Source organism: Bifidobacterium choerinum, from assembly GCF_000741135.1.
Taxonomy (GTDB): Bacteria; Actinomycetota; Actinomycetes; order Actinomycetales; family Bifidobacteriaceae; genus Bifidobacterium; species Bifidobacterium choerinum.
In genome coordinates this window covers 142,908-168,867 of sequence record NZ_JGYU01000005.1, presented here as the reverse complement: position 1 = coordinate 168,867, position 25,960 = coordinate 142,908, and the positions used below count along the sequence as shown (strand labels likewise).

General features: G+C 58.5%; 41 protein-coding genes and 2 tRNA genes. 31 read left to right on the top strand and 12 right to left on the bottom strand.

Annotated features, from left to right (window positions below):
- The first annotated feature begins 53 nt into the window (after positions 1–53).
- From BCHO_RS04995 to BCHO_RS04910, 19 genes are all read left to right on the top strand, one after another.
- On the top strand, positions 54–548 hold the full coding sequence (locus tag BCHO_RS04995; protein ID WP_034256257.1) for a hypothetical protein: 495 nt from the start codon (positions 54–56) through the stop codon (positions 546–548).
- Between the two features lie 207 nt (positions 549–755).
- Positions 756–1,268 (top strand): hypothetical protein, encoded by a 513-nt coding sequence (locus tag BCHO_RS04990; RefSeq protein ID WP_034256255.1) that lies wholly within the window; start codon positions 756–758, stop codon positions 1,266–1,268.
- Positions 1,265–2,131 (top strand): hypothetical protein, encoded by an 867-nt coding sequence (locus BCHO_RS08830; RefSeq protein ID WP_156097587.1) that lies wholly within the window; start codon positions 1,265–1,267, stop codon positions 2,129–2,131. The genes BCHO_RS04990 and BCHO_RS08830 overlap by 4 nt, the downstream gene beginning before the upstream one ends.
- Entirely contained in the window at positions 2,131–2,733 is a 603-nt protein-coding gene (locus BCHO_RS04980; RefSeq protein ID WP_034256253.1) for a single-stranded DNA-binding protein, read from the top strand. The genes BCHO_RS08830 and BCHO_RS04980 overlap by 1 nt, the downstream gene beginning before the upstream one ends.
- 9 nt (positions 2,734–2,742) lie before the next feature.
- A complete protein-coding gene (locus tag BCHO_RS04975) occupies positions 2,743–3,405 on the top strand; it encodes a hypothetical protein (RefSeq protein WP_034256252.1) in 663 nt (220 codons plus the stop codon).
- 9 nt (positions 3,406–3,414) lie between these two features.
- Positions 3,415–3,903, top strand: coding sequence for a hypothetical protein (locus tag BCHO_RS04970; RefSeq protein ID WP_034256250.1), 489 nt, complete (start codon positions 3,415–3,417; stop codon positions 3,901–3,903).
- The gene (locus tag BCHO_RS04965; protein WP_034256248.1) at positions 3,900–4,328 is read left to right on the top strand and encodes a hypothetical protein; all 429 of its coding nucleotides are present in this window, start codon (positions 3,900–3,902) and stop codon (positions 4,326–4,328) included. Before BCHO_RS04970 ends, BCHO_RS04965 begins: the two co-directional genes overlap by 4 nt.
- Positions 4,325–4,792 carry a hypothetical protein gene (locus BCHO_RS04960; protein WP_034256246.1) on the top strand — a complete coding sequence of 156 codons (468 nt, stop codon included), beginning with the start codon at positions 4,325–4,327 and terminating at the stop codon, positions 4,790–4,792. Before BCHO_RS04965 ends, BCHO_RS04960 begins: the two co-directional genes overlap by 4 nt.
- On the top strand, positions 4,789–5,136 hold the full coding sequence (locus tag BCHO_RS04955) for a hypothetical protein (RefSeq protein ID WP_034256245.1): 348 nt from the start codon (positions 4,789–4,791) through the stop codon (positions 5,134–5,136). Before BCHO_RS04960 ends, BCHO_RS04955 begins: the two co-directional genes overlap by 4 nt.
- Positions 5,133–5,498: a DUF3310 domain-containing protein gene (locus BCHO_RS09050; protein WP_081930120.1), complete on the top strand. Its 366-nt coding sequence runs from the start codon at positions 5,133–5,135 to the stop codon at positions 5,496–5,498. Before BCHO_RS04955 ends, BCHO_RS09050 begins: the two co-directional genes overlap by 4 nt.
- Entirely contained in the window at positions 5,495–5,767 is a 273-nt protein-coding gene (locus BCHO_RS04945; RefSeq protein WP_034256243.1) for a helix-turn-helix domain-containing protein, read from the top strand. The genes BCHO_RS09050 and BCHO_RS04945 overlap by 4 nt, the downstream gene beginning before the upstream one ends.
- The gene (locus tag BCHO_RS08825) at positions 5,760–6,458 is read left to right on the top strand and encodes a 3'-5' exonuclease family protein (RefSeq protein ID WP_051911616.1); all 699 of its coding nucleotides are present in this window, start codon (positions 5,760–5,762) and stop codon (positions 6,456–6,458) included. Before BCHO_RS04945 ends, BCHO_RS08825 begins: the two co-directional genes overlap by 8 nt.
- The gene (dcd, locus tag BCHO_RS04935) at positions 6,455–7,006 is read left to right on the top strand and encodes a dCTP deaminase (RefSeq protein WP_034256242.1); all 552 of its coding nucleotides are present in this window, start codon (positions 6,455–6,457) and stop codon (positions 7,004–7,006) included. The genes BCHO_RS08825 and dcd overlap by 4 nt, the downstream gene beginning before the upstream one ends.
- A gap of 171 nt (positions 7,007–7,177) precedes the next feature.
- Positions 7,178–7,414 carry a hypothetical protein gene (locus BCHO_RS04930; RefSeq protein ID WP_034256241.1) on the top strand — a complete coding sequence of 79 codons (237 nt, stop codon included), beginning with the start codon at positions 7,178–7,180 and terminating at the stop codon, positions 7,412–7,414.
- Positions 7,415–7,512: 98 nt separating this feature from the next.
- Entirely contained in the window at positions 7,513–7,698 is a 186-nt protein-coding gene (locus BCHO_RS09585) for a hypothetical protein (RefSeq protein WP_051911615.1), read from the top strand.
- On the top strand, positions 7,695–8,261 hold the full coding sequence (locus tag BCHO_RS08815; protein ID WP_081930119.1) for an HNH endonuclease: 567 nt from the start codon (positions 7,695–7,697) through the stop codon (positions 8,259–8,261). The genes BCHO_RS09585 and BCHO_RS08815 overlap by 4 nt, the downstream gene beginning before the upstream one ends.
- 1 nt (position 8,262) lies before the next feature.
- A complete protein-coding gene (locus BCHO_RS04920) occupies positions 8,263–9,324 on the top strand; it encodes a hypothetical protein (RefSeq protein ID WP_034256240.1) in 1,062 nt (353 codons plus the stop codon).
- Between the two features lie 30 nt (positions 9,325–9,354).
- Positions 9,355–10,269, top strand: a complete 915-nt coding sequence (locus BCHO_RS04915; RefSeq protein WP_162174555.1) for a hypothetical protein — start codon at positions 9,355–9,357, stop codon at positions 10,267–10,269.
- 13 nt (positions 10,270–10,282) lie between these two features.
- Entirely contained in the window at positions 10,283–10,594 is a 312-nt protein-coding gene (locus tag BCHO_RS04910; RefSeq protein WP_034256237.1) for a hypothetical protein, read from the top strand.
- A 44-nt stretch (positions 10,595–10,638) separates the two neighbouring features.
- Here BCHO_RS04910 and BCHO_RS08810 read toward each other — a convergent pair whose 3' ends face one another.
- The 12 genes from BCHO_RS08810 to BCHO_RS09735 form a co-directional block, all read right to left on the bottom strand.
- The gene (locus tag BCHO_RS08810; protein ID WP_051911613.1) at positions 10,639–11,508 is read right to left on the bottom strand and encodes an AcrVA2 family anti-CRISPR protein; all 870 of its coding nucleotides are present in this window, start codon (positions 11,506–11,508) and stop codon (positions 10,639–10,641) included.
- Positions 11,505–12,128 carry a hypothetical protein gene (locus tag BCHO_RS04900; protein ID WP_034256236.1) on the bottom strand — a complete coding sequence of 208 codons (624 nt, stop codon included), beginning with the start codon at positions 12,126–12,128 and terminating at the stop codon, positions 11,505–11,507. Before BCHO_RS04900 ends, BCHO_RS08810 begins: the two co-directional genes overlap by 4 nt.
- A complete protein-coding gene (locus BCHO_RS04895) occupies positions 12,121–12,645 on the bottom strand; it encodes a hypothetical protein (RefSeq protein WP_034256234.1) in 525 nt (174 codons plus the stop codon). Before BCHO_RS04895 ends, BCHO_RS04900 begins: the two co-directional genes overlap by 8 nt.
- 422 nt (positions 12,646–13,067) lie before the next feature.
- Positions 13,068–13,460, bottom strand: coding sequence for a hypothetical protein (locus BCHO_RS04885; RefSeq protein WP_034256232.1), 393 nt, complete (start codon positions 13,458–13,460; stop codon positions 13,068–13,070).
- A 128-nt stretch (positions 13,461–13,588) separates the two neighbouring features.
- Positions 13,589–14,062: a hypothetical protein gene (locus BCHO_RS09250; RefSeq protein ID WP_156097584.1), complete on the bottom strand. Its 474-nt coding sequence runs from the start codon at positions 14,060–14,062 to the stop codon at positions 13,589–13,591.
- A gap of 81 nt (positions 14,063–14,143) precedes the next feature.
- A complete protein-coding gene (locus BCHO_RS04875; RefSeq protein ID WP_156097583.1) occupies positions 14,144–14,500 on the bottom strand; it encodes a hypothetical protein in 357 nt (118 codons plus the stop codon).
- Between the two features lie 85 nt (positions 14,501–14,585).
- The gene (locus BCHO_RS04870; protein WP_156097582.1) at positions 14,586–14,855 is read right to left on the bottom strand and encodes a hypothetical protein; all 270 of its coding nucleotides are present in this window, start codon (positions 14,853–14,855) and stop codon (positions 14,586–14,588) included.
- 70 nt (positions 14,856–14,925) lie between these two features.
- Complete coding sequence (locus BCHO_RS04865) at positions 14,926–15,750, bottom strand: hypothetical protein (RefSeq protein ID WP_156097581.1); 825 nt, start codon at positions 15,748–15,750, stop codon at positions 14,926–14,928.
- Between the two features lie 99 nt (positions 15,751–15,849).
- On the bottom strand, positions 15,850–16,056 hold the full coding sequence (locus BCHO_RS04860) for a hypothetical protein (RefSeq protein WP_034256225.1): 207 nt from the start codon (positions 16,054–16,056) through the stop codon (positions 15,850–15,852).
- 1 nt (position 16,057) lies between these two features.
- Positions 16,058–16,519, bottom strand: coding sequence for a hypothetical protein (locus BCHO_RS04855; protein WP_034256222.1), 462 nt, complete (start codon positions 16,517–16,519; stop codon positions 16,058–16,060).
- A 117-nt stretch (positions 16,520–16,636) separates the two neighbouring features.
- Positions 16,637–16,864, bottom strand: coding sequence for a hypothetical protein (locus tag BCHO_RS09245; protein ID WP_156097580.1), 228 nt, complete (start codon positions 16,862–16,864; stop codon positions 16,637–16,639).
- Between the two features lie 188 nt (positions 16,865–17,052).
- The gene (locus tag BCHO_RS09735; protein WP_034256221.1) at positions 17,053–17,244 is read right to left on the bottom strand and encodes a helix-turn-helix transcriptional regulator; all 192 of its coding nucleotides are present in this window, start codon (positions 17,242–17,244) and stop codon (positions 17,053–17,055) included.
- A gap of 705 nt (positions 17,245–17,949) precedes the next feature.
- Between BCHO_RS09735 and BCHO_RS04845 the strand changes: the two genes are divergently transcribed.
- The 12 genes from BCHO_RS04845 to BCHO_RS04800 all read left to right on the top strand — a co-directional run bounded on the left by BCHO_RS04845 (position 17,950) and on the right by BCHO_RS04800 (position 25,942).
- The gene (locus BCHO_RS04845) at positions 17,950–18,339 is read left to right on the top strand and encodes a hypothetical protein (protein WP_162174554.1); all 390 of its coding nucleotides are present in this window, start codon (positions 17,950–17,952) and stop codon (positions 18,337–18,339) included.
- A gap of 6 nt (positions 18,340–18,345) precedes the next feature.
- Positions 18,346–18,416: transfer RNA gene (locus tag BCHO_RS04840), tRNA-Trp, on the top strand.
- A gap of 1 nt (position 18,417) precedes the next feature.
- Positions 18,418–18,491: transfer RNA gene (locus tag BCHO_RS04835), tRNA-Leu, on the top strand.
- 392 nt (positions 18,492–18,883) lie between these two features.
- Positions 18,884–19,048: a hypothetical protein gene (locus BCHO_RS09580; RefSeq protein WP_237743038.1), complete on the top strand. Its 165-nt coding sequence runs from the start codon at positions 18,884–18,886 to the stop codon at positions 19,046–19,048.
- Positions 19,049–19,137: 89 nt separating this feature from the next.
- Positions 19,138–19,590, top strand: coding sequence for a hypothetical protein (locus BCHO_RS09235; protein WP_156097577.1), 453 nt, complete (start codon positions 19,138–19,140; stop codon positions 19,588–19,590).
- Positions 19,541–19,966, top strand: coding sequence for a phage terminase small subunit (locus BCHO_RS04825; RefSeq protein WP_156097576.1), 426 nt, complete (start codon positions 19,541–19,543; stop codon positions 19,964–19,966). The genes BCHO_RS09235 and BCHO_RS04825 overlap by 50 nt, the downstream gene beginning before the upstream one ends.
- A gap of 21 nt (positions 19,967–19,987) precedes the next feature.
- A complete protein-coding gene (locus BCHO_RS04820; protein ID WP_034256216.1) occupies positions 19,988–21,886 on the top strand; it encodes a hypothetical protein in 1,899 nt (632 codons plus the stop codon).
- A 15-nt stretch (positions 21,887–21,901) separates the two neighbouring features.
- The gene (locus tag BCHO_RS04815) at positions 21,902–23,497 is read left to right on the top strand and encodes a phage portal protein (protein WP_034256214.1); all 1,596 of its coding nucleotides are present in this window, start codon (positions 21,902–21,904) and stop codon (positions 23,495–23,497) included.
- Positions 23,439–23,696 (top strand): DUF6582 domain-containing protein, encoded by a 258-nt coding sequence (locus tag BCHO_RS09705; protein WP_337588559.1) that lies wholly within the window; start codon positions 23,439–23,441, stop codon positions 23,694–23,696. The genes BCHO_RS04815 and BCHO_RS09705 overlap by 59 nt, the downstream gene beginning before the upstream one ends.
- On the top strand, positions 23,696–24,772 hold the full coding sequence (locus BCHO_RS04810) for a hypothetical protein (RefSeq protein ID WP_051911611.1): 1,077 nt from the start codon (positions 23,696–23,698) through the stop codon (positions 24,770–24,772). Before BCHO_RS09705 ends, BCHO_RS04810 begins: the two co-directional genes overlap by 1 nt.
- A gap of 31 nt (positions 24,773–24,803) precedes the next feature.
- Complete coding sequence (locus tag BCHO_RS04805) at positions 24,804–25,412, top strand: hypothetical protein (protein ID WP_034256213.1); 609 nt, start codon at positions 24,804–24,806, stop codon at positions 25,410–25,412.
- Between the two features lie 23 nt (positions 25,413–25,435).
- Positions 25,436–25,942: a hypothetical protein gene (locus tag BCHO_RS04800; protein WP_051911610.1), complete on the top strand. Its 507-nt coding sequence runs from the start codon at positions 25,436–25,438 to the stop codon at positions 25,940–25,942.
- Positions 25,943–25,960 lie beyond the last annotated feature (18 nt).

Sequence of the window (25,960 nt, the reverse complement as noted above, 5' to 3'; positions counted from 1 at the left end):
CTGAGCCACACGTACGAACAGTGGCGGCGTAGACACCAAGGAAAGGAACACGCATGAGCGGCACGGTCGAATATGTGGAAGTCTACCCGGACGGACACGAAGTCGTACACGACGATTTCCCCATGACAGAGCTAATGAGCCGTCACATATGGGAAGATGACGAACTCACCTACGAACGAGTTGAAGATTCCATAGCCATGCGCACGCCTCTGAGGTTCGTCTTATCCGGATACAGATTCGCGGCCGACCCCCTGCATCTGGAATCATGCATGACGTACAAGGGAGACATTGACGTATCCATTCAGGACGGCGCGTATTACCGTCTCACGAAAATCGTGCACCATGTCGAGTATCCCGACCCACCAACAACGGGTTTGTGGCTTGACCGTGAGAACAACGTGGTCTGGTTCGACCATCCGCACGAGTATTACGCGCTTCTCGCTGACTGTGGCTGCGACTACCTGAATGGCCTCGACTATACGCCGAAACCACCATTCAAACCCCTTATCACCGCAATGGAAATCATCAACAAACAGGAGGAAGCATGATTACCAGCAAAGTTCACGAAACTCACCCTCAGTGAGGAGTAGTCGTGGACGCTCAACGAGACGCACGACGACGGAACGAATGCGAAACCGACCGTCTCATCCACTACGCATCCCACGCCGCATCCGCATACGGCAACAACTACACCACCCACCTATGGCGGGAACTACTCAGACAAGGCATGACCGTCACACCCATAAGGAGCACTAATGAAGCAGACAGATGAAGCGTTGATCGAGCATGTCGAGAACATGAGCACGCAGGAGGTGTTGCAGAACATCGCCTTGTGCAAGACGCTCATGGACAGGCTCAAGAAATACGACAAGGCATTGCGTGAGGAGTACCGGGAGCATCACGCGGACGTGGACGAGGCTGTAGCCACCGTCAACGGCATTGCTGTCGGCCATGTCACCGTCACGAAGGACGGACTGGACACGTATGTGGTCAAGGACAAGGTCGCCTACGGCGCGTTCCTCAAGGAAGTCGGCGAGGTCATTGCGGGCGGTTTGCAGGCGTGGGAGGAACGCCCGGTGGCCCGGCCGGAGGCGTGTACGAACGGGTATCTGCGCACCGTCGTCGAACGCAACGGCGGGGAACTGCCCGACGGCGTGGACGTGCGCCCTGGCCGTCTCGCGACCGTCGTCTACAAGCAGACCGTCAAAGACTATCCCATCAGTGCAACGGACGTGCAGAACGTCCTTATCAAGGAGATCGAAGCATGAATCAGGAACTCACCACTGGTAATCGTCTGGGAATGCAGACGGTGCCGCGCACGTTCGGCGAACAGATGCATTTCGCCGAGGTCATAAGTCAGGCCAAAGGCATGTTGCCGCGCGCCTACGAGGGCAATCCGGCGAACGTGCTTGTCGCCGTTCAGTACGGTGCCTCATTGGGTATCGAACCGATGGCCGCGTTGCAGAACATCGACGTCATCCAAGGCAAGCCGACGTTGAGCGCGAAGGCGGTGGCCGCGTTGGTGCGCGCCGGCGGACACAAACTGTGGATCGCGGAGGACGAGGCGCGTAAGAGCGTGACGTGCACGATCGTGCGCGGAGACGACAAGGAGCATCCGTTCACCGCGACCCGTGACATGGCATGGGCGCAGCAGATGGGCCTGACCAGTAAGGACAACTACAAGAAGCAGCCGATGACGATGCTCATGTGGCGCGCAATCACCGCCTGTGCGAACAAGGCGTGTCCCGAACTGTTCCTCGGTCTTGGCGGCGCGTATACGGCCGACGAGTTGCATGACATGGATACGCCTGTCGAGGCGACCGTCGTCGAGGATGATGCGGATGCGTGGCCGGCGTCGAAGGTCCACCTCGTTAACCGTGTTGACGGGCTGATTTCCATGCTGGGCATCACGAAACCGCAAAATCGTTTGCGCGTCTACGAACTGCTGCACGAAGGCCCGGTCGAGGACCCGCTTGCTGACATCGACGAATCCGAACTCGCCATGTGGGTGCAGGGCGGCGACGAGTTCCTTGAAAACCGCATCAAAACCCTCGTACAGCAAGCCAAGGAACGCAAACACGCACACGAGGAAGCACAGCAGGAAGCCGAAACACAGAAGGAGGAGAAGTAATGGCTGGAGAAACCATCATCACGATCGCGGGTAATCTGACGCGCGACCCCGAACTGCGCACCGTGGGCAACGGGTCAACGGTCGTCAACTTCACCATCGCTTCGTCCACGCGTACGTTCAACCGGAACACGAACCAGTGGGAGGACGGCGACACGCTGTTCATGAACTGCTCGGCGTGGGATTCGGCGCATACGTCGCTGGCGTCGAACATTGCTAACTCGCTGTCCAAGGGCATGTCCGTCATCGCTCAGGGACGCCTCATGCAGCGCTCGTATCAGGCGCAGGACGGCTCGCAGCGCACCGTCGTCGAACTGCGCGTCGAGGACATCGGCCCTTCGCTGCGCCGTGCGACTGCGCAGGTACAGCGCCAGTCCTCAAGCTCCGGCTTCGTCGGCAACCAGCAGTCGGGCTTCAACCACAACGGTGGCTTCCAGCAGCAGCCAGCACAGCAGAACGGTTGGGGCGCACCCCCACAACAGCAGGCGGCCCCACAGCAGGCGCAGCAGCCGGCAAACGACCCGTGGGCCAACGAACCACAAGGCTTCAAAAGCGGATTCGGAGCGCCCGACTGGACACCGAACAACAACGACGACGACTTCTAAGGAGAACTCATGCCACGCGCGGACGTCACCATCCCAAACATACAAATGACCCGAAAACAACGCTGCACCGCCATCGCCAACTACCGCAAACGCAACAAGTGGGCATCCGACTACGAGCCGGACACGCTACTCGACGCGAATCCCGGCATGAGCGTGCAGGAAGCGTTCGAACAACTAAAAGCCGAAACCGAACGGGAACAAGCCATCAAGGAGGAACATGACCGGCGAAACGCGCGGCGCGTCGCCACGCACCTCTACGGCACCCGTTACAGCTCGCTGGACGAGATGGAACGCATCCAGTTGCGCGTCCTGCTCGAAAACGCGGGGCGCAGAGACGTCGCCGACGCATTAATCGACAACATCTCATGCAGCGCACAGTCAATGATCAACCATCTCGACAACGGTGAACAGGGTCGCGACCCGGAAACGGACTGGCTCACGATCCTACCCATACGGGTCAAGCCCGACACGGACACGGGCCATGTCGGACAGTTCCTCGCCGACTTGCGTTCGCATCGTCGCAAATGGCGCATGTGGGGCCGTTACCCCACTCCGTCCGGTGCCGACCGTGAGGCGCAGATGCTACGCCAACAGGCCGGGCCTGGCTTCGACGTTCACACCGTCACCTACCGGGCGGACGGCACCACGGGCGTATTCGCCCGACGACCATAAGGAGACGAAGTGAGCAATCCGAGCAAGGCCAAGGGTACGCGCTTCGAGTCGGCCGTATGCGACTACCTGCGGTGGGCGTTGGATGACGAACGCATCCAACGGCTCACCCTGCACGGCGCGAAGGATGTTGGCGATATCGGCAACATCTACTTCCACGGCGCGCCGGTGGTCATCGAATGCAAGGCTACGCGCACACCAAACTGGCGCAAACACTGGGCCGAGTGCGAAGTCGAGATGGGCAACCGCGACACCGAGTTCGGCTGGATCATCCGCAAACGCCCCGGCCTAGGCGTTGACACGCGATCCAAGGTGGGAAAGCATCTCGCCTACACGCGCAAACAAACGTACTTCCAGATGTGCGACATGGCCGACGCTGATCTCGACCATTTGACCGAGAAAATACCCCGCAACCCGCTGCTGATCGGCCTACCCGTCGAACAACTAGCCCTACTACTCAACCACATGCAACCGTTAGGACCCGAAAAGGAGGAAGCATGAGTATTCGCATCTACACGCCCGAAGACGTGCGCGACATGCCCAAACCCGTCACCCTGTGGGCGGTATGGGAAGACACCGAGGGGGAGCACCACGAGAGGGCGTTCACATACGTTGATGAGAGGGAGACCTACCCAACGATGGGCGGTGGCAGTATCACGTTTTACGGGAAGCATACGCTGCTCACCGACGACTACGAGGAAGACCCGAAGCAAGTGCTGCCGGGCACGCTGCGGTTCATCCACATCGAGGACTTGTCCAACGTCACTCGCATCTGCGATTCGGCCGGTCGGGTATACGCACTGTCGCATCCCGCATACACGTACAATTCAGGCCTCGTCGTGTCGTCGGAGACGTTCAACGGTATGTGTATCGAGGTTCACGGAAGCTACACGCTTCTCAAGGCAATGAATGGTGTCGAAGCATGAGCAGGGCGACGTTGAAGCAATGGTGGAAATACAACAAGATCAACACGCTGCTCATGGTGGCATGGATCGCACTGATCGTCTTCTATTTCGCCGCGTCCCATAGTTTCGGGCTTGGCGACGCGATCATGATGCTGATCGGCGGCATATGCATCGGCGTCGTCCTATGCAACATGACATGCACCTGGCTATGGCAGCGCACCGCCTACGACTTCTCCGACCGGCTCGACGAAGCCGCAAGCGGGGAAATCACAGTGAACATTCCACGCGATATCGAGTTCAAAGATTCCACATGGCGCATGGCCCGCATGTCATATGCGGGCATCCACGCTGGACACCACAACTGGAAAACGTGGGACCAACTCACCAAGGAACAGCAGTGGGCGCTCATGGCACACGTACACGCCGGCAGCCTCATGACACTCGAACTCGCCAAACGATGCAACGAACCGGAGGAGGAAGCATGACCACGATCAATCTGGGTGAGTGGGAAGTATTCGACCCGTCGCATCAGCGGCAAGACAAGTGGCAGGCGCTCAAAGTGCTCGAAGAAGCGTCGGAGCTTGTATCGGGCGCCAAGCTCACCATCAACCGCTCCGACGCCGGCTATGCGGCAATGGCATCGCACAACACCCTCGCCTACGACGTCGCCGACCTGTTGCAGACCATCGTCAACCTTTGTGCCGCGTTCAACATCACCGAAGACGATCTAGCTTGCGCGCAGGAAGAGTGCAACCTCAAGAACACCGAACGCGGCATGTTCCAGCCCGGACCACGCACACACATGCACAGGGAAGAAGACAACGAATGACTGACAACGTAAACCATCCCGCACACTACGAGAACGGCCCGTTCGAGTGCATCGAACTGACGCAGTTGTACTCGTTCTGCCTCGGCAACGCGATCAAATACGTGTGGCGGCACAAGCAGAAGGGCAAACCACTCGAAGACCTCAAGAAAGCGTTGTGGTACATCGACCGCGCCATCGAAAACCACGAATACATGCCGTCCTACGAGCCGGGGCCGATTGCGTGGAAATACGAGCGGCTGCAACACGAACCGAATATCGGATGGTCCCGTTTCTGGATGTTCGCGAAACTCGGCATGTTGCCCGAAATGCGCAAAAGCGTCCAACACCACATCAACCTACTCGAAGAGGGGATCAACCCATGAACGGCACGTACGGTCATGTGCGCGCATGGCGGCAAGGCGAAAAACTGTTCGTACTACGCAAGCACAGCATGACGCCCGCGATCGTGGGCGAAGCCATGCGACAACGTGGCTTCGACTGGAAAGACGACACCATCCGCCGTATCGAACAAGGCGAACGCCGCATTCACCTCGACGAAGCCATCGCCCTGCTCGAAACCTACGGCTACACGCAAGCCAACATGTTCACCGCAATCAACTTCATCCTGAAAGAGAGCGTCAACAATGAGTGACAACAACAAGCATCTGCTGCTGTGGATCGACGTGGAGACCACAGCCATCAGGCCCGAGGACGGACAGCTACTCGAAATCGGTATGCGCATCACCAACCTCGACGGCACAAGCCCGCACGACTCGTGGGACAGTCGAGACCCGTACAAGTTCAGCACCGTCATCCCACACTCGCGCATCAACTACACGCGCGACACCGCGCACGCGATCCACATGCATCAGAACAACGGACTGCTGGACGAAGTGCTGGACAAGGAGCAACCCGAGAAAGAGAACATCTGGCTGGTGGAAAGCTTCGATAGGTTGGCGGCCGTGTCCGGCGGTCAGCATATCACGCTGCACCCGGCCGGCACCAACGTGGACTTCGACCTCACATGGCTCAAAGCCTACGGAAACCTCAACTTCGCCGCCCCGGCGTGGAACAGCAATGTGTCCTATCGCAAACTCGACCTGACCACAATACGACTCACACTCAACGCAATAGGCATCAACCCCTACGGCAACAGCAAGGAAAAGCCCACACATCGCGTGGACGACTGCCTCAACCGCGACATCCGCGACTGGCAGCAGTGGTACGAATGGGTCAAATCTCGTGAACTGCTCGACGACAATGGCCTCACCAAGATCGAAGGACTTTCGCCCCTTCTCAAGCGATCACTGTGCGAACGATTCGGAAGCAAGGAGAACGCATGACTGATTGGCTCAACGACGACCAGCTCGAAGCACGCATCATGCGCGACCATCTCGTCGAACCCACCGACACGGCGCTCAACAGCATCCAGCCGGCAAGCATCGACGTGCACCTAGGCGACTCGCTGCTATGGCAGAAACCGGGACAGGTCATCAACATGCAGCATCCCGAACGCATCCAATACGTCGGCCACGAACACGTCGGCGAGTTCGAGATGAAGCCAGGCGCATTCGCATTGGGCACCACGATGGAGACCGTCAACTGTCCGGTCGATCTCGTCGCCCAGCTCGTCGGCAAAAGCACCGTCGCCCGCCACGGCCTCTTCGTGCACGTATGCGCCGGATTCATCGACCCCGGCTTCTCCGGGCAAATCACGCTCGAACTGTACAACGCAGCCGCCAACACGCTCGTGCTCACGCCCGGCATGACCATCGCACAAATCGTATTCAGCAAGATCGACACGCCTGCCAACCCGTACGGCAGTGAGGAAGCCGGCTCACACTACCAATTCCAGACCGGCGCGACCGCACCGAAAGGAGACCTGAGATGAACCAGATTCACGCACCACTGTTCAGCGACCATCACTGTGAGCATTGCGGCCGACCCTCGATAGGCGAGAACCGCTGCCCGCACGCCATCGACCGGCGCTACCCATGCCCAAGACACAAACAGGAAGAACAGCAACGACACGAACGACTCAGACACATGGGGAGATGAACGCATGGACAATGACCTCCGTCAACGATTGGCCGACGCGATACAAGGCGTCCTCGGCCCCGTCCCCTACGTGCTCGTCGCCGACACATCCACACCGGAGGAAGCATTCGGCGACGAGGACATCACCCGCATCCGCGTCACATCACCACCACACCAACCCGCCTACACCACGATCGGCCTATGCACATGCGGCCTCGACCTACTGCGCTACGGCAGCGACGACGACTGCGAGGACGCCTGACGGTATGGAAACACTCCTGCTCATAGGCTTCCTCGCCACCCTACTACTGATCTCATGGTGGACCGACACCCACCACTTCTAAAACCAAGGAATTGCACATGGACAACATCGACAAGTGCCCCGAATGCGGAGCAGACGTCGAACCCGACACCATCCCAGACACCGGCGAAGAAGACGACATCCGAGAATACAACCAACAGCTGCAAGCCATGTACGCGCGCGGCTACCGCGAAGGACGCCTCGCCGGATACGCGCAAGCACTCACACAGAAAGCACAATCATGACAGTCAGCAAAAGACTACGATTCGAGGTCATCAGACGCGACGCGTTCAAATGCCACTACTGCCACCGTGCGGATATCCCTCTCACGGTGGATCACATCATCCCCCGCGCGCTCGGCGGCCCGGATACGGCGGAAAACCTCGTGGCGTGCTGCTCGGACTGCAACATCGGCAAAACATCCATCAACCCGGACGAACCACTCGTGGCGGAAGTCTCGCAACAGGCGGAAGCATTCGCGCAGACGCTCGCGAGAGCACGCGAAGCGGTCGCATGCGACATCGAGCGTGAACGCGAATACGTGGACACGGTGAGGCGCCTATGGGAAGACATCACCGCGTTCGATGACGCATACTGCCTGCCGATGCCTGACACGTGGAAGTCAAGCGCGCGCTACTGGGCGCAGCTCGACGTGCCGCGCACGTTCCTCGAATACGCGTTCGAGATCGCCAAGGAACGATACGACGCGCGACGCCTCTCTGCCCGCAACGCATTCGCCTACGCGTCGGGCATCATCGGCAACCGCATGGAAGAAGCGGCAAGACTGGCTCAGAGGGAAGGACGCTGACATGCGTATCCGTAGCATCAGACCCGAGTTCTACGACTCGGAAAGCATGGGCGCCGTCTCATGGGATGCGCGCTTCGTGTTCGAGTGCCTGTGGTCGTACGTGCAGGACAACGGCGTGAACCGCGACAACGCGCGCATGATACGCGGCACATGTATGCCTTACGACGGCGACGACATGATCCCGCGCATCGAAGCCGCGTTGGACGAACTGGAGGCCGTCGGCTGCATCATCCGCTACGAGTGGCGAGGCAAAAAGCTGCTGTGGTTGCCGAACTTCCTCACGTATCAGCAGATCGCCCGGCCGAGCAAGTGTCTTTTCCCCACCCCTGAACAGTTGGAAGATGCGGAAGACTCAATGGATACTCGCGAGACCCCATCGAACACTCATGAGCCTTCACTACACACTCATGACACACTCATGAGTGATCGCTGCACATTCACTACCGGAGTAGGAGTAGGAGTAGGAGATAGGAGTGAGGATATTTCTAGTAGTGGAGGTGGTAGTAGTAAAAGTACCTTAACGCGCGCGCACGCGCGCGAGGCCGCCGCCGCCCCCACCGGGGATGATGCGCGACGGGAGGAGGCGCTGCTGGAAGCTTGGCTGCCGACCAGCGACGACCTGGCACACGCGGCAAGCTTGGGCGTGGACGGCAAGACGCTTGCGGACAAGATGCGCGACAAGCTCACCCGCAAGGGTTTCGACGCGTGCGGCATCCACCGGCGCACCCCGCAAGCGTTGGACGCCATGTTCCGCACATGGATCGAACATGAGGCGCAATGGGCGAAAGAGAAACCGAAACAGGTCAAACCACCCGACCCAGTGCACGTCGCGCCGCCACGGCACTCATGGTGCGGGCCGGAAGTGCGCGCCATCATGACCCCGTACCGCGACCGGTTCCCCGAACCAAATCCGGGCGACGTCGGCCCCGGACAGGCATGGTTCGAAGCGTGCAAGGATGTGGCACGGCGCCTCGATGACGGCGAGGACGAAGCCTCGATCATCGAATGGGCTGACGCCACCTATGGCGCCCTACCAGCCACGACGGCCACAAACACCTCGTGAACCGCCGAACATGCGGCCATGTGATAAACTATGCGCATCGGGCACGAAACGCGATTGGGGACGCCATTACGCGACGCACAAGCGTATCCACGCCACCACGGGTCCCCGTTGAGAACAAGACAGGATTGCTTCTCGACGACGAAAGGAACCGCCCGCGTGACATGCCCGATGTGCCACAACCCCGCAACGCCAACCATCTGCGACGAGTGCAAACACCAAACCGCCCGTGACCTCACATGGCTCGCCACCAACTGCGACGACCTCGAAACCAACCGCATCAACCGCGCCTACGGCACACACAAAGGCAACGGGGGAGGGGGACGCCGCAGCGAGGCGCCCACGCCCGTACGCGAAGCGATCGCAGACGCCCTCTACCTCGACCGCACACGCAACCTCAAACAGACGCTCAACACGTGGGCACGATGCTTCAATCAGCCACCCGCACCCGACGGATGCCTCGCCAAACAGGCGCGCATCCTCAACAGTCTCGACCTGTGGGCGCCGCACAAGACGGCAGTGAGCGCCATCTACTCGACCGAAATGCATCGCATCGTCGTCCGTCTCGCCGCGATCGTCGCCAACATGGACGAAACCAAAATCCGATTGGGCACATGCCCCAACCCGGAATGCGGCAAACCCGTGTACGCGCCAGCCGACGCGCGCGAAGCCACCTGCGCCCACTGCAACAACACGTGGACCGCAACCATCCTGCGCCGCGCAACCGACACGGAACTATGCGAAACGGACGCGGAAGGCACAGCCGGCGAACTCGCCGTCATGCTCGACACGTTCGGCATCGAAATCGCACCGAGCACGATCCGCTCATGGGCATCACGAGGCAAACTCATGCCCATCCTCGACAAACACGGCCACGCCACCAAACACTACCGGCTCGCCGACGCCTACAAGCTCACCGACACGTACAAGCAGCAGCACCTCGACTGAAAGAACAACGATCATGCGCACCGACGATGACAGCCTGGACATGGACGACACCATCATCACCGACCCCTACATCGAGGAAACCACGACCGACCGGGCGAACAACTGCCTCGACGCCGCAGTAAGCATGCTTCTGCACCTGAAGCGCACAACCGAAGCGTCATCCTTCCCCCTCAACCGCGACCAACAGCTCGCCTACGCGACCGCATGCGCACAAGCCGGCGTCGGCTACGCCATCCTCGCCGCCAACGAACACGACGAAGACGACGAGCCGGACGTCGCCGAACTGCTCACCCACAACATCATCACCGACCAATTCAACAACTAACATAAAAGAACCCCCCACATCCGAAACCGGACATGGGGGGTCTTTTATGAGCGCCACACGCGCACCGTATCCTTCAACACCAACGGCCTATCCGCCGGCCCTTTCACGTATGGCGCGATCCACTTGCGTCGCCGCTCGCTACGGTTAGGCCCGTACGGCTGCTCACGCCAATGACCCGACACAATGAACCGATGGTCATACGGCTTGTACTTACGGCCCGACGGGTCACGTTCAGGCGCATCGTCCACACGCTCACGCACATCAACAATACGCACCCGCTTCGCCTGCTCGCTCACACGCTTGGCCACACGATCCAACGGCGACACGCGCGGCGCTGACGATTCCACCACATGCGGCTCAGCCCACAACGCGAACATCGCCCGCAGCAACGCATCTTCCTGATACATGCCATGCACATCACGCTTGCGGAACGCCGTCGCATCCCGACGGACATCCACCTGCGATCTGTGACGCGGGCTCGGAATCCTTACACCCAGCTGGGAAAGCAGCACATCGGGCATGAGCGAGACCTGCAACCCGCCATTAACATGCCACCACACCAAGCCGTACGCGGTTACAGTGTCCGGCCCGTCCACGCCCAGCGGGCGCACTCCGTCTTCCAACAGCAGAAACCCGCTATCGGAAGGCGCCGGCACATCAGGAACGTCGCCATCCAGCATCGCCGCCACAGCCAGCGATACCATGTCGGTGCGCGCATAATACAAGTCGGCCGACCGCATGGCGCGCGACTCCTCCTCGATGTCGTCGGCAAGGACGGCATACGCCGAACCCGCAGCGCCACGGAATCTCGAAAACATCACGGACTGGTCAGCCAAATACCGGTCACAGTACCGCTCGAAAACAAGCGGCTCATACAACGGACTGAACGGCAGCAGACTCTTCTTGCCGCTCATGCCACGGCCTCGCCATCATCGTGGTGCAGTCCCGTATCCAGTTTTTCCAATTGGACGTCGATGTCATGGACGCGCGCCAACAGTTCGGCACGCTCACGCTTCAACGCCTCGACACGTTGCGTTTCCGGCGTGATAACACGCCAGGCGTCCGCAGCCACATTGTCCTTCAGCCATGCAATCTGCGCCGGCAGCACGTCACGCACACGAAGCCACACGTCATGCCCCGCCCACACGGCCGGGTTCGCACGCGACCCACCCGACGCGGACAGCTCACCACGAATCACGGCCACGTTCGGCGCCAACCGCACCGGATCATCCCGGTAACGGCGCCGCGCGATCGCGACACCACCCAACAGCAGTTCGCCATCCTCCTCGGGAAGCACGCCCGCGTCAACCTCAATCGACACCGGCGCCGCATTCGGCTGCTCGACGTCCACGCCATACGCCTCGCGGACGGCACGCCGAGCAAGGTCAGCATTATCCTCAGCCCACGCCCACTCACGCGTCGCCGCATTCCATCTCGCACCCGACTGCTTCGCCAACGTCACAAACTGCGGCGAATACGGCGATTTCACGAACACCCGGCCATCCGCCTCACGGTACGTAATCTGCTCACTCATGACGCGCCTCCGCTCCCTTGCGCGCACGCTCCTCACGCTGCCGCTCGCCATACTCCGACGCGCCACTGAACGAACTAATCGTAACCGTGATGACCGGCCGCCCGATACGCTTCTCGATCAGGCTCATGCCGATACCCAACTCGGGATGCATATCGAAACCGAAACGCGCACACGTCGATGACGACAGGTACTGCGCTTCACGATACCCGTTGCCCACATTCGCATACCCCCAGATCGTGCCCGACGAATCAACGACGGCGACACGATGATTGCCCGGCAGCTCATTCCAGTGTTCCGCCCATGCGGCCAACGCGCGCATATCCGCATCCGCGTCGAACCGCTTGGCCTGCTTCAACGTTTCGGCCTTCTCGACGTAGTACGGATGCACGGCATCCAGATCACCCAACTGCGTCAGGTCGGCCGACCGCACAGTCTTGCACAGTTCAGCCGATTTCACCGGATCATAGCCGCGCACAGCCTCAACGCCGTACACATCCTCAACAGTCATGTTCGCCATTGCAATCACAATCCTCATGTGTGATATGCTCGAAACGTATCCGAGCACATCGAAATACCGGAAATTAGTTTCGAGGCCGCCACCCACATGGCGGCCTCACTAGTATTCTAGCCCAGCATTATCGCCCTGGGCGGCCGCACGCCGAACTCAGTCAGCGCTAGAGCAGAAGCCGGCCGCCCATCCGCGCGCCAACCCCGTGAACGCCTCAGCCGTGTCCAACAGATGGTCAGTGCGCTCACCGACGAACGTACGCACACGACGGCCACCAGGCTCGACAGCAGCAACCAACACACGGCCGCCCACAATGTTGACTTGGACGGAACGCACCGGCAGATCGAGAGCGCCATCCTTGAACGCGCCAACCTTGCCGACGACGTCAGCATCAGCAGTAAACGCGTGCACACACTGATCCCGCATGACGCTCACACCTCCCAAAACTCGGGGGACTGCCGGTCAACGCCGAACAGTCGCGTGAACTGATCGAAAAACGTCGCCGCGATCCCATCGTCAGGCCACGTGTTTTCATCCCTCGGGTCGAACCCGGCGTCAACCTCAACGACCAACCCCACGACATCCGCGCCGAAACGCTCATCCAGCTCTTCCAACTCGGCCAAGAACTCATCCCACGCACCCGGATTCCACCCGCCGTCGGAAACATCGAAGTCATCCGCGTTGACGAAACACGTCGCCACGTCGCCATCATCCGCGAGCAGCGAATCAACAATGCCCATGATAATCTGCCCATAGCAGCCATTCAGAGCGTCATCCAAACTCAACGGCTCAAACTCATGACCCTCGATAATCATCTTTCCCATGATTCTTCTTCTTTCACATAGCGCCGTCTGCTATCATGAGACGGCTGACAATAAAGGACAATCAGCATCGAGCGGCAGCACGCAACCACGACGGCTGCCGCTCACTTCATATATGAAAGAGCACGAACTTACTCAGTGCACTCAGACACAAGGAGCCAGCCACGCCAAGGACGCCCCATATCCCACACAGTCCAGGTACCATCACCGGTAAGCACGTACAGATACTCGATACCGTCGTCAGCTTCCTGCACGAAACTACCGTAATGATTAGTGTGGTGAACCGCATTGCCTTCCATGCCACGCCCATCGGTAACAGCAAACGACGAGCACTTCGTCGGATACTTTACGCGGCGCCTAATCCGCTCCACCAAGTCACGGTCGTATTCGGCATTATCAGCAAAGGGGACCGGCTCAACACCGATACTGCTCAGATCACCAAGAGCGAGCAGCCGCTCAGCTTTCTCATGGGTATCGTAAAACGCTTCAAGCGCCTCGCCAACGTATGACGGATAACCATCATTGTGACAGTAGATGTAATCAATCGGTGGCAGACAACCATAACCGCCACGACGGGCAACACCGATTAGACAACGAGTGGACATAATAAACACCTTTCACTAGTTTGGTTTGAGTTTGGAAGATGCATCCGCCGCAACAGCGGCTACACCACAGATCAAGAACCGTCAGGCGGGTAGTAGAGCGTTACGCAACAGTGCGAACCAATCAGCCGACTCGCAGCCGTCCGCACCATACCATCCGTCATCCGTCTCATCCCACACGCCACACGACGCGCACTCGACATAGCCGCTTACGCTCACTTCGTAACCGGCCCACGCCCACACGGAACGCTCACCAATCTGCACACGGAATGCCCAGGAACGCCAATCACGTTCGCCGTCGAACCCGTCCGGCTCGAACCCGATACCGTCAACACGCTCAACGCCAAACGCCATCACAGCAAGCGACCAAACATCAATCAGTTTTTGCAGCGCGCCCGCCATGCCCGCAAACACAGCAATCGGTTCATTAATGTCTTCCATTATGACAACACCTTTCAAAAATCGAGATAACAGTTTCGTGTGGGTGCAGCCGCCGCATGGCGGCCGCACCACAGAGCGAGAGAGGTCAGGCGAACACCAACATCGGGCAGCCGACAGCATCGCAGAACATGTCAAGTTGCGCGCGGTTGTACTCTCGCCAACCACGTCGGCGCAGACTCTCCGCGAACGCGCTCATAGCCTTCTTGTTCGTCGGCACGTCGCCGAACAGCGGCAGCACCGACACGTCAACCGGCTGCCCATGCTCGGTATCGTCGTACAGGAACGTTTTCGTAGCCGGATCGAAGACGAGCGTGGAAATCTTGTAAGTGAGACGAAACATAATGAATCCTTCCAATGGGAACGGTTTGAGTAGATGTACCGGGGGATGGCCGCCGCCACGATAGCGGCGGCCATGAGAGAGACAATCAAGCGACGGACGCGTAGTAGGCACGTACCTCCGCATCCAAGTCGGCGTCCTCGTGTTCATACCACGAGCGCCACAGGATGAACGCGCCGCTATCCGCGCGCACCACATACGCGCACCTACGGCCGCGCGCATCCCTAAACTGCCGGATACGCTTGCGCGGAACATCACGCGTCAGCGCGAACTCACGCAACGTGACAGTGGCGGGAATGACGTGCTCGCTCGTGGCGACCACCTGGGCAGTTTCCGTCGGTACCGGCGGTACCTCCGGGATCTCTTGCGTCTCCGCACTGCACTCCGCCGGCAGCGCCGGCGCCGACTCTACCGTGCGCGCCGCCACTGTTTCGGGCACGTCGAAGTCGTCATCCGCGTCCGCATCATCGTCAGCGCAGTCGCCGCGCATCGTCAACCGCACCATGAGCGCCGTCTCACTCGGCAGCGGATGCGAAATAACCGACGGCCTTGGACACATCCAACCGGCGGCCGCATCAGCGGCGCACGCCACAAGCTGACCATTATCGAGCGCCGCCATATCCTCGGCCACACGGCGCGGGATACCGCACGGGAACATGTCCCGATACCAAGCGGTGTAGGCGTCCTCGTCGCGCGCAACATCGTTGTTGCCGCTGACCATGAGCCAACCGCTCTCACTGAGCGCGGCGAGATAGCCGCGCACGTTGCTCGCCGCAATGTTTTTCGCCGTCCATGTCTCCGCCGTATCGGACACGCGGCGCACCCACAAGCGGCCACGCTGAGTATCCGCATACATGACATCACCGGTTGCCGCGTTCTGCCACAGTCCCCGGCACTGAGTTTGAGTACGCATGTTTGATCTGCCTTCCAAGAGGCCCGCCGCTACAGCGCGGCGGGATGGTTGATTAAGTGTGGGGCTGCCGCGCCGTGTGACGCGGCAGCAAGAGGTCAGTCAGTCGGTGACGATCGGCGTAGAGGACACGCGGCGCGGTTTGCGCTCAACGCGCCGCCCCAAGAGAAACGCGGGAATAGCGCATAGCACACCGAACGCCAACAGCATCACGCCTTGCACGCTACGCGGGTCGAAAACCGAACGCGCAATGTAGGCAGCGAACGCGACGTATGCGGCAGCGGCGACCGCTTTCAGGACGCGACGCATGTCACGCCGCCTTACCATTGAGCATGACACGCTTCACGTAATCCTCGGTCGCGCCATGCAGCCCCGCGTAAAGCGTTTCGGCTTCGACCATGATCACGGCTGTTTCGTCGTCCGTCCATGTCGTATCAATCTCGATGTAATCGAGTACGTCCGTGTAGTCGTCGCCGTCATGCTGATAGACGGCAATTGTGCCGCGGCCCGGTTCATCGATCAGGATGCTGAACGTCAGCCACGCCGCCGGCGCGCCGCCGCGCCAACGTTGCGCGACAACATCCCAAGAGCGCGGTTCATCGCCCATGTAGAGCGCGATAGACGCGCCCGCCGACTCAGGCGGATTAGCGTCAATAGTCTGGACTTGGTAGCCGACGGCGACGGCGACGCCGTCCATGTAGACGCAGTCCATGTAGACGCCGTCCATGAGTTCGCGAACAGCTTGCTCGATGTCCTTGATATCAGTACGCATTTTAGATCGTTCCTTCTATGAGCGGCCGCAACCATGCGGCCATGAAATGAATTGTGAAGTAGAGAGATGCCCGATATGGGCGAGAAGGGCGGCACTGCCGCCGCCCTGGAGAGAGAGTCAGCAGTAGCGGTAAACGCTCTTGCTGAGACGATCCGGCGAGATGGACGTGAGTTCGTTGCCGCTCAGCCGCTCGTAACCGCCGATGGAGCGGTTGAACGACATGGCGTCACGAACCCGCTTCCAGACGATTACCCCCCGCATATCATCCGCGAGGGTATCCGTACCCGTCACCTTCCAGCGAGCAGTACGGGTAGGACGTTCGAATCGTGTTTCGATAACACGCATGGTAATCACCTCTGATTAGCTTGCATCGGCCCCCATGTGATACAATCAGAGAGCCGAAAGTGGTTAGTATTTTTGGCTTCTATCCCCTGAGATGTTCCCGCATCTCAGGGGATCATTGTATTAGCCGTGCGCTAGTCCGGTTATGAGCCGGTAGGGCTAAACCAGCTAGCGCTAGAGCCTTACGGCTCTCAGTCTAAGAGTTTCCGCAAGTCCCTTACTTTCAGCGCGTCAGCAAGGCGCACCGCCGTGCCTAGCGTCATATCGCTAGCGTCGCGCGCACCGCGCTCGATATTAGCGATACTCACATATGGCACATGGGCACGCTCTGCAAGAGCGCGCTGGGTAAGTTTCTTACTCTTACGTAGCTCGGCTAGTCCCATGTCCTTTCACCTCCTTGCTTTCAATGGTACTAGCGAGGCCGTATATATCCGATATTCAGTTGTCCCGCGCTCTGTGAGCTAAGGGGAGTTCCGGTTATGTCCTGCCGTTCATGTGGCTGCGATTCATGTAGTCACTGCCGCCATGTCACGCTACATGGCCTACATGCGCTTGCCTTCAATCGCGGTTAGGGGTTTACGGGTTCGTCCCCAGCGAGTCCGGTTGCCCGGCGGTGGTCGTTGTTGTCGTTTCATCTGTATCACCTCCTTGCTGTGTTCTGTGGTTGATGGCTCTCACTGTACACGCTTGCAGTACTGTAAGCAAGTCGGCGGCGACGGAAAGTATTGCAAGCCGTTGGAAACACTAGCATTCATCGGCGTGTCGCGCGACGTGTATCAGGGCGCATGGCAGGCTCACGGGCGGCCATATCAGGCGGCGTGCATGTGCGCGTGCGTGCATGTGCGCGTGTGCGTGCATGTGCGCGTGTGCGTGCATGTGTGCGTGCGCGTGCATGTGTGCGTGTGCGTGCATGTGTGCGTGCGCGTGCATGTGTGCGTGTGCGTGTGCGTGCGCATAGGGGCGGGGGAGGGTACCCCGTATAATATAGAAATGGCCGCTGGGGGTTCTGGTTCTGACTGTGAATGCCTCCTGAGACCTTTTGGAAACGGCGTAACACTTTTCTCGAATCCCAATCGGCAGTAGGGCTGATGCTGCAACACCGACTGCAACGCTTACTGCAACGTTCACTGCAACGCGCGCCGCAACAAAAAGTGTGGTATGATGCCTATGGCATTAACATGACGTTCGACCGAAGCACGTCAATCATTCCCACCACAAACACTATCCCGGGTTGGGTTCCTCACTATCTCTTTCTGGAGGTGGCCGTCATGGACATTGGTGGATCAGGGCCGACGCTCACGGTCAACTTCACCGACAAGGACTGCGACAACCCATTCGGCAGTGTTGAACTGCTGCTTCCGTTGAAGCGCATCACTACGAGGCCGGGTGCTGTCTGCGTCATAGTTGATGCCGACGAAACGAGTCGGCGCCTGCGTGAGGCGATGATCGCGTTCGCGCAGGCGTTCGACGCGTCCTGAATATATATGCCGGTAGTTCAATGGTAGAACGGTGGTCTCCAAAACCACGGATGCGGGTTCGATTCCCGCCTGGTATGCGCCGGTGTAGCCCAATTGGCAGAGGCGGATGACTCAAAATCATCTCAGTAAGGGTTCGAGTCCCTTCACCGGTACTTGGCCGCGTCACGCGCGAGGTTTTCTTTATTCCTTACTTTCCCCTCAGCGCGTGGTGCGGCGTCCTGGAACCGTCCGGTCTTTCCCTTTCCTTCTCTTCGGACGGTTCCCTTTATCTGTGGGCGGCGGCCCGGCCGTTTCCGGCCGGTTCGTTTCTTCTTGCTGACGTTAGTTGAAATACAAACAATGGTCGCCGTCCTTTTGCTTGTGTTGGGAGGGATGCTTCATGCCGTGGTCGTCGAGTAATCGTAAGAAGCGGTTTAACAAGGGGTGGGCGAAGGTTCGTCTGAAGGTGTTGGAGCGTGACGGGTACCGATGCCAGTGGCCGGTGACTGATGCGAACGGGTTTCCGGCTGGCAAGTGTGGCCAGCCGGCGAATGAGGTCGATCATATGAATCAGAACATGGTGCATGACGATGACCGGTTGAGTCGCCTGTGGTCGTTGTGCCATGAGCACCACAACATTAAAACGCAGTGTGAGAGTACGCGTGGCAAGCGGCGTGCGGCCGAGCGGCGGAGGGATGCGGCGTTCTTTGAGCATCCCGCGTTCAAATGACGTGTTCGGTTGAGGGGTGTACACGAGACGAGTGTGCGCGTGGCTTGTGTCGTAAGCATTATGACATGGTTCGGTATCATGGGCGGGTTGTGAAGCCGGTGCAGAAGAAGAAACTGTGCTTCATGTGCGGCACGTATTTCGACGTGGGGTCTCAGCCGAAGGATTTCTGCGGCGCGGCTTGCCGTATGCGGTATATGCGTGCGAAACGTAAAGGTAATGCGCCACGTCGTGGGTTGAACAAGGTGATAACCACTGAGGATGTGTTCAAACCTGAACCGGTGGAACCTGAACCGGTGACGATGGTGTTTTCGAATGCTGACGTATTGGCCGCGTCTGATGGCGTGTGTGTCGAATGTTACAAGCTGATTGATCGTAGTGGCCCGTGTGCGTCTGGCTGGTTGTTGCCGTTGGAAGCTGGTGGTGAACCGGTGTTGGCTAATCGTGTGCCGTTGCATATCGCGTGCAAGGCTCGTTGGGAAGCGAGGACGGCGAATGGCAGGGCAAGGAAGAAGCGCATCGCGGGTAAACGGCGAGACGCTTAAATGGGATGGTTTGGTGCGTGGCCCTGAGATGCCGGGGTTGCGGCCTGATGGCAAGGAATGGTTGCCTAACTCGATTGAGTATTATGAGGAGTTTCGTCGTAGTCCGCAGGCGTTGAAGATGGGCACTGATTTGGATTGGCAGTCGGTGCTTGACTTGGTGTTTTTGAAGGATTGTTTCTATCGGCGTCCGGGTGCGCAGATGGCGGCTGAGATTCGTGCGCGTGAGAACGCGTTCGGTATTACTCCGATGGCGCGGCACGCGTTGAAGTGGGATGCGCCTGACCCGAACCAGATGGCTGCCGGTGGCGGCGCTGTGGTGAATGATGTGAGCGCGGAACGTGTGGATAGTTGGCGTAGATCAGTCCTAGGTGAGTGACGCGGCTGGGGGTGGTGTTCGGTGCATGACATCATCCCCAAGGTCACGTTGGAGCAGAAGCGCCGCAGCATGGGCTTCTTCGCCTGCTGGTGGATTGAGACGTTTTGTCTTGTCGGTTCCGGTGATGCGAAGAACAAGCCGATGAAGTTCTCGCTTGAATACACGGATTTCATCGTGAATTGCTATGCGTTGGCCAAGGATGGGCGCCGCCTGTTCGACCGTGTGTTCCTGAGTCGGGCGAAGGGCAGCAACAAGAGTGGTTTGGCCGCGTATATCGCATTGTTTGAATCGTTGGCGCCGTGCCGGTTCGACCATTGGGCTGAAGAGGGCGAAACGTACACGTTCCTTGGGCAAACGTACCCGTACCGTAAGGGTGAGCCGGTTGGCCGTCTGATTCGTGATTCGCGTGTGAGCCTTTCCGCCAACTCAGAAGACCAGACCGGCAACGTGTATGACGTGATCTACCACAATTGCATGCATGGCCCGTTGGCGCAGTTGCGTGGCGTCGGATTGGACGTGGGTCAGACACGCATTCTCATTCCCGAAGAGTGCGGTGGCGGTGAGATCAAACCGGCCACGGCCGGCGGCGCTTCGAGTGATGGTGGTTTGCAAACATGGGCTGAATTTGATGAGTCGCATGAGTTCACGGGACGGGCGAAAGCCGCTGCCGAGTTTTTGGCTCGTAATCTGGCCAAGAGGAAACTTGATGCTGAACCTTGGGCGTTGGAGACCACGACGATGTATCAGCCTGGTATGGATTCGATGGCTGAAGAGACGTATAAGACGGCGTGGTCTGTTGCCGAGGGCAAGGTGAAGCACGATCAGCGTACGTTGTTCGACCATCGGTATGCGGTATTGCCGGTTGAGGAACTTGGTGACGAGAAGAAGCTCAGGCATGCGCTTATGGAAGCGTATGGCGCGTGTGCGATAAGCACGGACGGCAAGGACCATTTGATTCTTCCTGATGGTAGGGTCACGGCCATTGACCCGCGTACAGGCAAAGACCCGGAGGGGTATTCGTTGGCGATGGAGGGTGTCGAGCCGGGCCCGTCGAAGGACGGGTGGGTTGACCTTGATGGCCCTATGAGTCTTATTCTTCGCGCTAACAGTGACCCGTCAAGTTCGATTCGTTTCTATTTGAACTCGTTGACGTCGAGGGTGGATTCGTGGCTTCCTGAGTCGCAGATTCAGGCGCATTTGGTGGGTAAGGACATGTATTTGTCTGGTGACCGCCGGCAGATGATGGATGCTTGGAAGAATGTGATTCATGCTGATGATGAGATCACGCTTGGTTTCGATGGTTCCATCAGTGATGATTCCACGGCGCTTGTTGGGTGTCGTGTGCGGGATGGTTTGTTGTTCCTTATCAAACTGGAGCAGAAGCCGGATGATGCTCGTGCTGCTGATTGGCGTGTGGATCGTGAGGCGTTCGATGGCATGGTCAGGTTCATGTTTGAGCGTTACAACGTGGTCGCGTTCTTCGCGGATGTGAACCCGTGGGAGAGCATGATTGACGCGTGGGAGCGTGATTTTTCGGACAGGCTTGCGGTTGGCCCGCGTGGCCGGAATAGTACGAAGATCAAGTATTGGACGAACAATTGGTCTCGTGACGTGTATCAGGGTTTGGTGAACATGGCTGCGAACTTCACGTATGAGATGAAGCAGGTTCCTCGTCATGCCGAGCCTGACGTGTCGTCCATTGCGTTGCTTGCCGACCCTAGGTTGGTGGCGCATTTCCGTAATGCGCGTAAACGTGAGCGTTCGTTCGGCTACTTGGTGTTCAAGGAGACGCCGAACTCGCCGGAGAAGATTGATGCGATGATGGCTGGTTTGCTCGCGTATACGGCGCGCAACAGGTATTTGACCGACGGTGTGAAGGAAGAAGAGCCTGAGCAGTTCATTCCGTTCCGAGTGTATTAAAGGGGGTGTTGGCTTGTGTCGTTCAATAATCTGATAGTTGATGCTGCGGATGATGATGTGGATGCGTATTGGCTGAGTGTGTTGGCTGGCAGGCTTGCCGACCGTACTCCTATGCTGTGTACGTTGCGCACGTTCTATGATGGGCGTGAGCAGGTTCCGACGAATGCGATTCCTTCCGGCACTGACCAGAAGTCGTTCGCGATTTACAGGCGGTTCCTGGAGTTGGGCACGGTGAATTACGCGCGTATCATCACGGATAACGTGTCGAGCAGGCAGAAGCCTGTCGGTTTTCGGCAGGTGTCCGACCGTGTGATGCGTAGTGTCGAGGCTGATACGACGTGGCGTCATAATCGTATGGATTTGAAGTCTCGTCAGGTGTTCCATGATGTCGCCTTGTATGGTTCAGGGTATCTGCTTGTCACGGCAATGGGTGATGATGCGCGTATTGATGTGCTGACGCCTTGGAATACGTATGTGAGCGCTGATGATGATGTCGCGGTTCATTATTCGTATGATGACGTGAACAAGGTTGAGCGCATTGGCTTGTTCAGGTGTGAGCGTGACAATGATGGTGTGGTGTCGAGCGTGTATTGCCGTTCGGCGTCGAGGACTGCCGATGCGCGCACTCTGTTCGATGAGTCGGATAGTGAGGGGATTTACGGGTATTGCAATAATGCTGATTCCCGTTCCATTCGGTTCGAACAGAACTTCGAATGGGATGGTGGCCGTCAGAATTTGGATTATGCGACGGAGTGTGGCTATCTGCCGTTGATTCGTCTTGGCTCTGGCAGTGGCATGGGGCAGTTCGAACCGCATATTCCCGCGTTGAGTGCGTTGGATCAGCAGAAGTTCGACCGTTTCTGCATTCAGACGATGCAGGCGTTCCGTCAGCGCGGCATCAAGGGTATGAAACGTACCGTGTACACGGAGAATGACCCGCAGGTGAAGGCTGGCATGGCTCAGGCCGGTGATCCGATTGATTTCGGTGAGTTGTATGCGATGGGGCCTGCCGCGTTGTGGATGTTGCCTGATGGTGCTGACGTGTGGGAGTCCCAAGTCACGGATATTACGCAGTGGTGTACGGCTTCGGCGCATGATGTGAAGCAGTTGGCTGCGGCGACAGGCACTCCGTTGGATATTCTCAGCCCTGATGTGGCAGGTAGCGCCGAGGGTGCTTCGTTGAAGCGTGAGAGCCTGCTGTCGAAGGTCGAGGATTTGAATGCGCGTGCGAATGATGCGTTTGTGCGTGTGCTGCGCATGGCAATGGTCACGTCCGGGAATGCTCAGGCCGTTGATGACGAGTTCGAGACGGTGTGGGCGCCGATTGCTATGGACAGTGACCTGAACATGGCTCAGGCTGTGAACTATGTGAAGGATGTGCTGCCGGTCAAGCTGATCATGCGTCGGTTCCTGCATATGACGGAGACTGAGATTTCCGAGGCCATGCAGGACATGGCCGATTCGACGTATCAGACTGCGCTCGTGTCAGCGTCTGCTGCGGCTTCCGCTGCGGAACGTACCTCCGAGCAGACTGGAGGAATGGTGAGCGTCGATGATTTCGATGACGGTTCAAAGGCGCTTGTCGATGTGGGTGGTGAATCCGATGGGTAGGTTGACGCCGCGTGGACGGAAGCGTATCAAACGGTCTAATTTCGCGTTGCCCAAGGAGCGTAAGTATCCGATTCATGATCTTGCTCATGCGCGTAATGCGTTGGCTCGTGTGGCCCAGTATGGGACGGCGAGTGAGAAGCGTAGGGTGCGTGCGGCTGTAGCAAGGAAGTATCCGAGTTTGCGGAAGCGGGGCCGTTGATGGCGGTGTTGACCCGTGTCGAACAAGCTGTGGATACGTTTGCGCAACAACGGTCTGAATTGATCCAAACATATGTTCGGCAGGTGTGGAACATATGGAAGTCGTTGACGCCTTCGGATTGGTGGAATGATGCCGTCACTTTGGGTGCCGCCTCTCAGGCCGCACGGTTTGAGATGGCGTTTCTTGAGGCGGTTGGCCGTCTTGGTGTGAGCTATGCGGATGCGATGCTCGGCATGGGCGGTGTTGAGTCGGGTAGCGCGTTCGATACGGCGTATGTTGCGCCGCGTCAGAACACGACGCCTCTTGATGTGATGCTGCGCGTTCCGGGTGAGTATCGGCATATGGCGGTGCAGTCGCCGTCTCTCCGCCCGGATTCATGGGATGCGATCGAAGGTGCGGACCTGTCCACTGTGACGGGTTGGTTGCGGGCGTCGCTTGACCGGCTTGAGGACATTGCGAACACGGATGCGCAGATGACCGCGCATCGTGTCGCGTTGGGCAGGTTCAGGGAGAATGGCGTGACGCAGTATCGGCGTGTCATCCATCCCGAACTGTCGAAGACCGGTACGTGTGGCTTGTGTGCTGTGGCTTCCACTCGCGTGTACAGCACGCGCTCGTTGATGCCGTTGCATTCGAACTGCAAGTGCGGTGTCGCGCCGATTACGACGGTGAACGATGTCGGCAAGGATATTTCCGAAGCTGATTTGCAGCGTTTCTACGACTTGGCCGGTGGTAATACCGCCGCCGACCTGAAAAGCATCCGCTTGCAGGTGCAGACCAATGGCGAACTCGGCCCCGTGCTGGCGGACGAGGCTCGCAAGTCTGGTCGCACTGTGAGCAACTGGACGCCGCCTGACCGCAAGACCACGCGGGAACAGGCGAAACGCATCATACGCAACTATCGAACCTACGACGCCATGTACAAGGAACTGTTGGACGGCAAGGAACAGGTCAAAAAGACTGTTGACGGCCACACTCGCATCTTCAAACAGACACGTCGGGCGACGATGGTGCAATCACGAAACTTCTACAGGAATTATGTTCAGGCCCTTCGCAACGAGTGGCCTGATCTGTAAATCAACTGGCACACAATCGGAAGGATTGAACATGCCCCAGGAAATCAACAACAGTGAATCCACTGCCGAAAAGGCCGTGGAAGCTGAAATCAAGGACGCTGCGACGAACATCAAGGCGTCCGAGCCGGAACCGGACACGGAATCCTCCGGTGACAAGGTGAATGACGAGGTGGATGCGCCTGAGTCAGACCTTGACCACTGGAAGCGTATGAGCCGTAAGAACGAGAACGATTTCAAGAAGGCGAGCAAGGAGCGTGACAGTATCGCGTCCCAGCTCACCGAGGCTAATCTTCGTATCGCCCGTCTGACCGCGCAGCGTGAGCATCCGCAGATCACTGACGAGATGTTCGACAAGCTGTGTGGCGCGTCCACACCTGAAGCGGTGGCCGAATGGGCTGAATCGTTCGCTGGTCTTGTCTCCAAGCAGGATGCTGTGAATGAATCCCCGCATGAGGCGAACGAGTCTGCTGAGCCTACTCAGTTGCAGCTCATCATGCAGGGTGTGCGCGCGAACAAGGTAGGCGGCGGCAAGATGAAGGGTGCTGTCGAATCCGAAGAGGATGGGCGTGCAATCGCCCGAAAGCTCAATGAGAAACGTATCGCCCGCGCTCATGGCCGTGTATCGTCCGGCGATAAGTAAACAAGTTTAGAAAGGATTATTTCATGGTCAACATGATTCATAGCACTGGTGTGCGTAGCGTCATCGACGATCAGACGTGGCGTTATGGCGAGCAGCTGCCGGGAACGGTGAGTGTCACCCTTGACCTTGCCACGTTCTCCACTGCGAAGACGGAAAACAAGAAGAAGTATCTGACTGGTCTTGATGATTCCGCCACCGAGGTGTACATCAAGTCCGGTGTGCCGCTGGCTCGTATCACCTCCGGCGCTTCCAACGGCTTGTATGGCCCGTATGACCCGGAGGCGAAGGATGGCCGTCAGGAACGTGTTGCAGGCTTGCTGGAATCGCAGATCAAGGTGAACGTGACCGTCGGTGGCTGGGAGGTCGAGGACAGTGAAGTGGTCGGTATGCGTTTCCGTGGCAATGTGATTGTCAAGAATCTTCCAGTCGTTCCGGCTGACACGGTTGCGTGGAATGGTGATTTCGTGTCTGTTGACCCGGATACCGGTACCACGAAGCGTCTTCCCAACACGGTTACCCCCGGTGCGTGAGGCTGCGATTACAGGCAT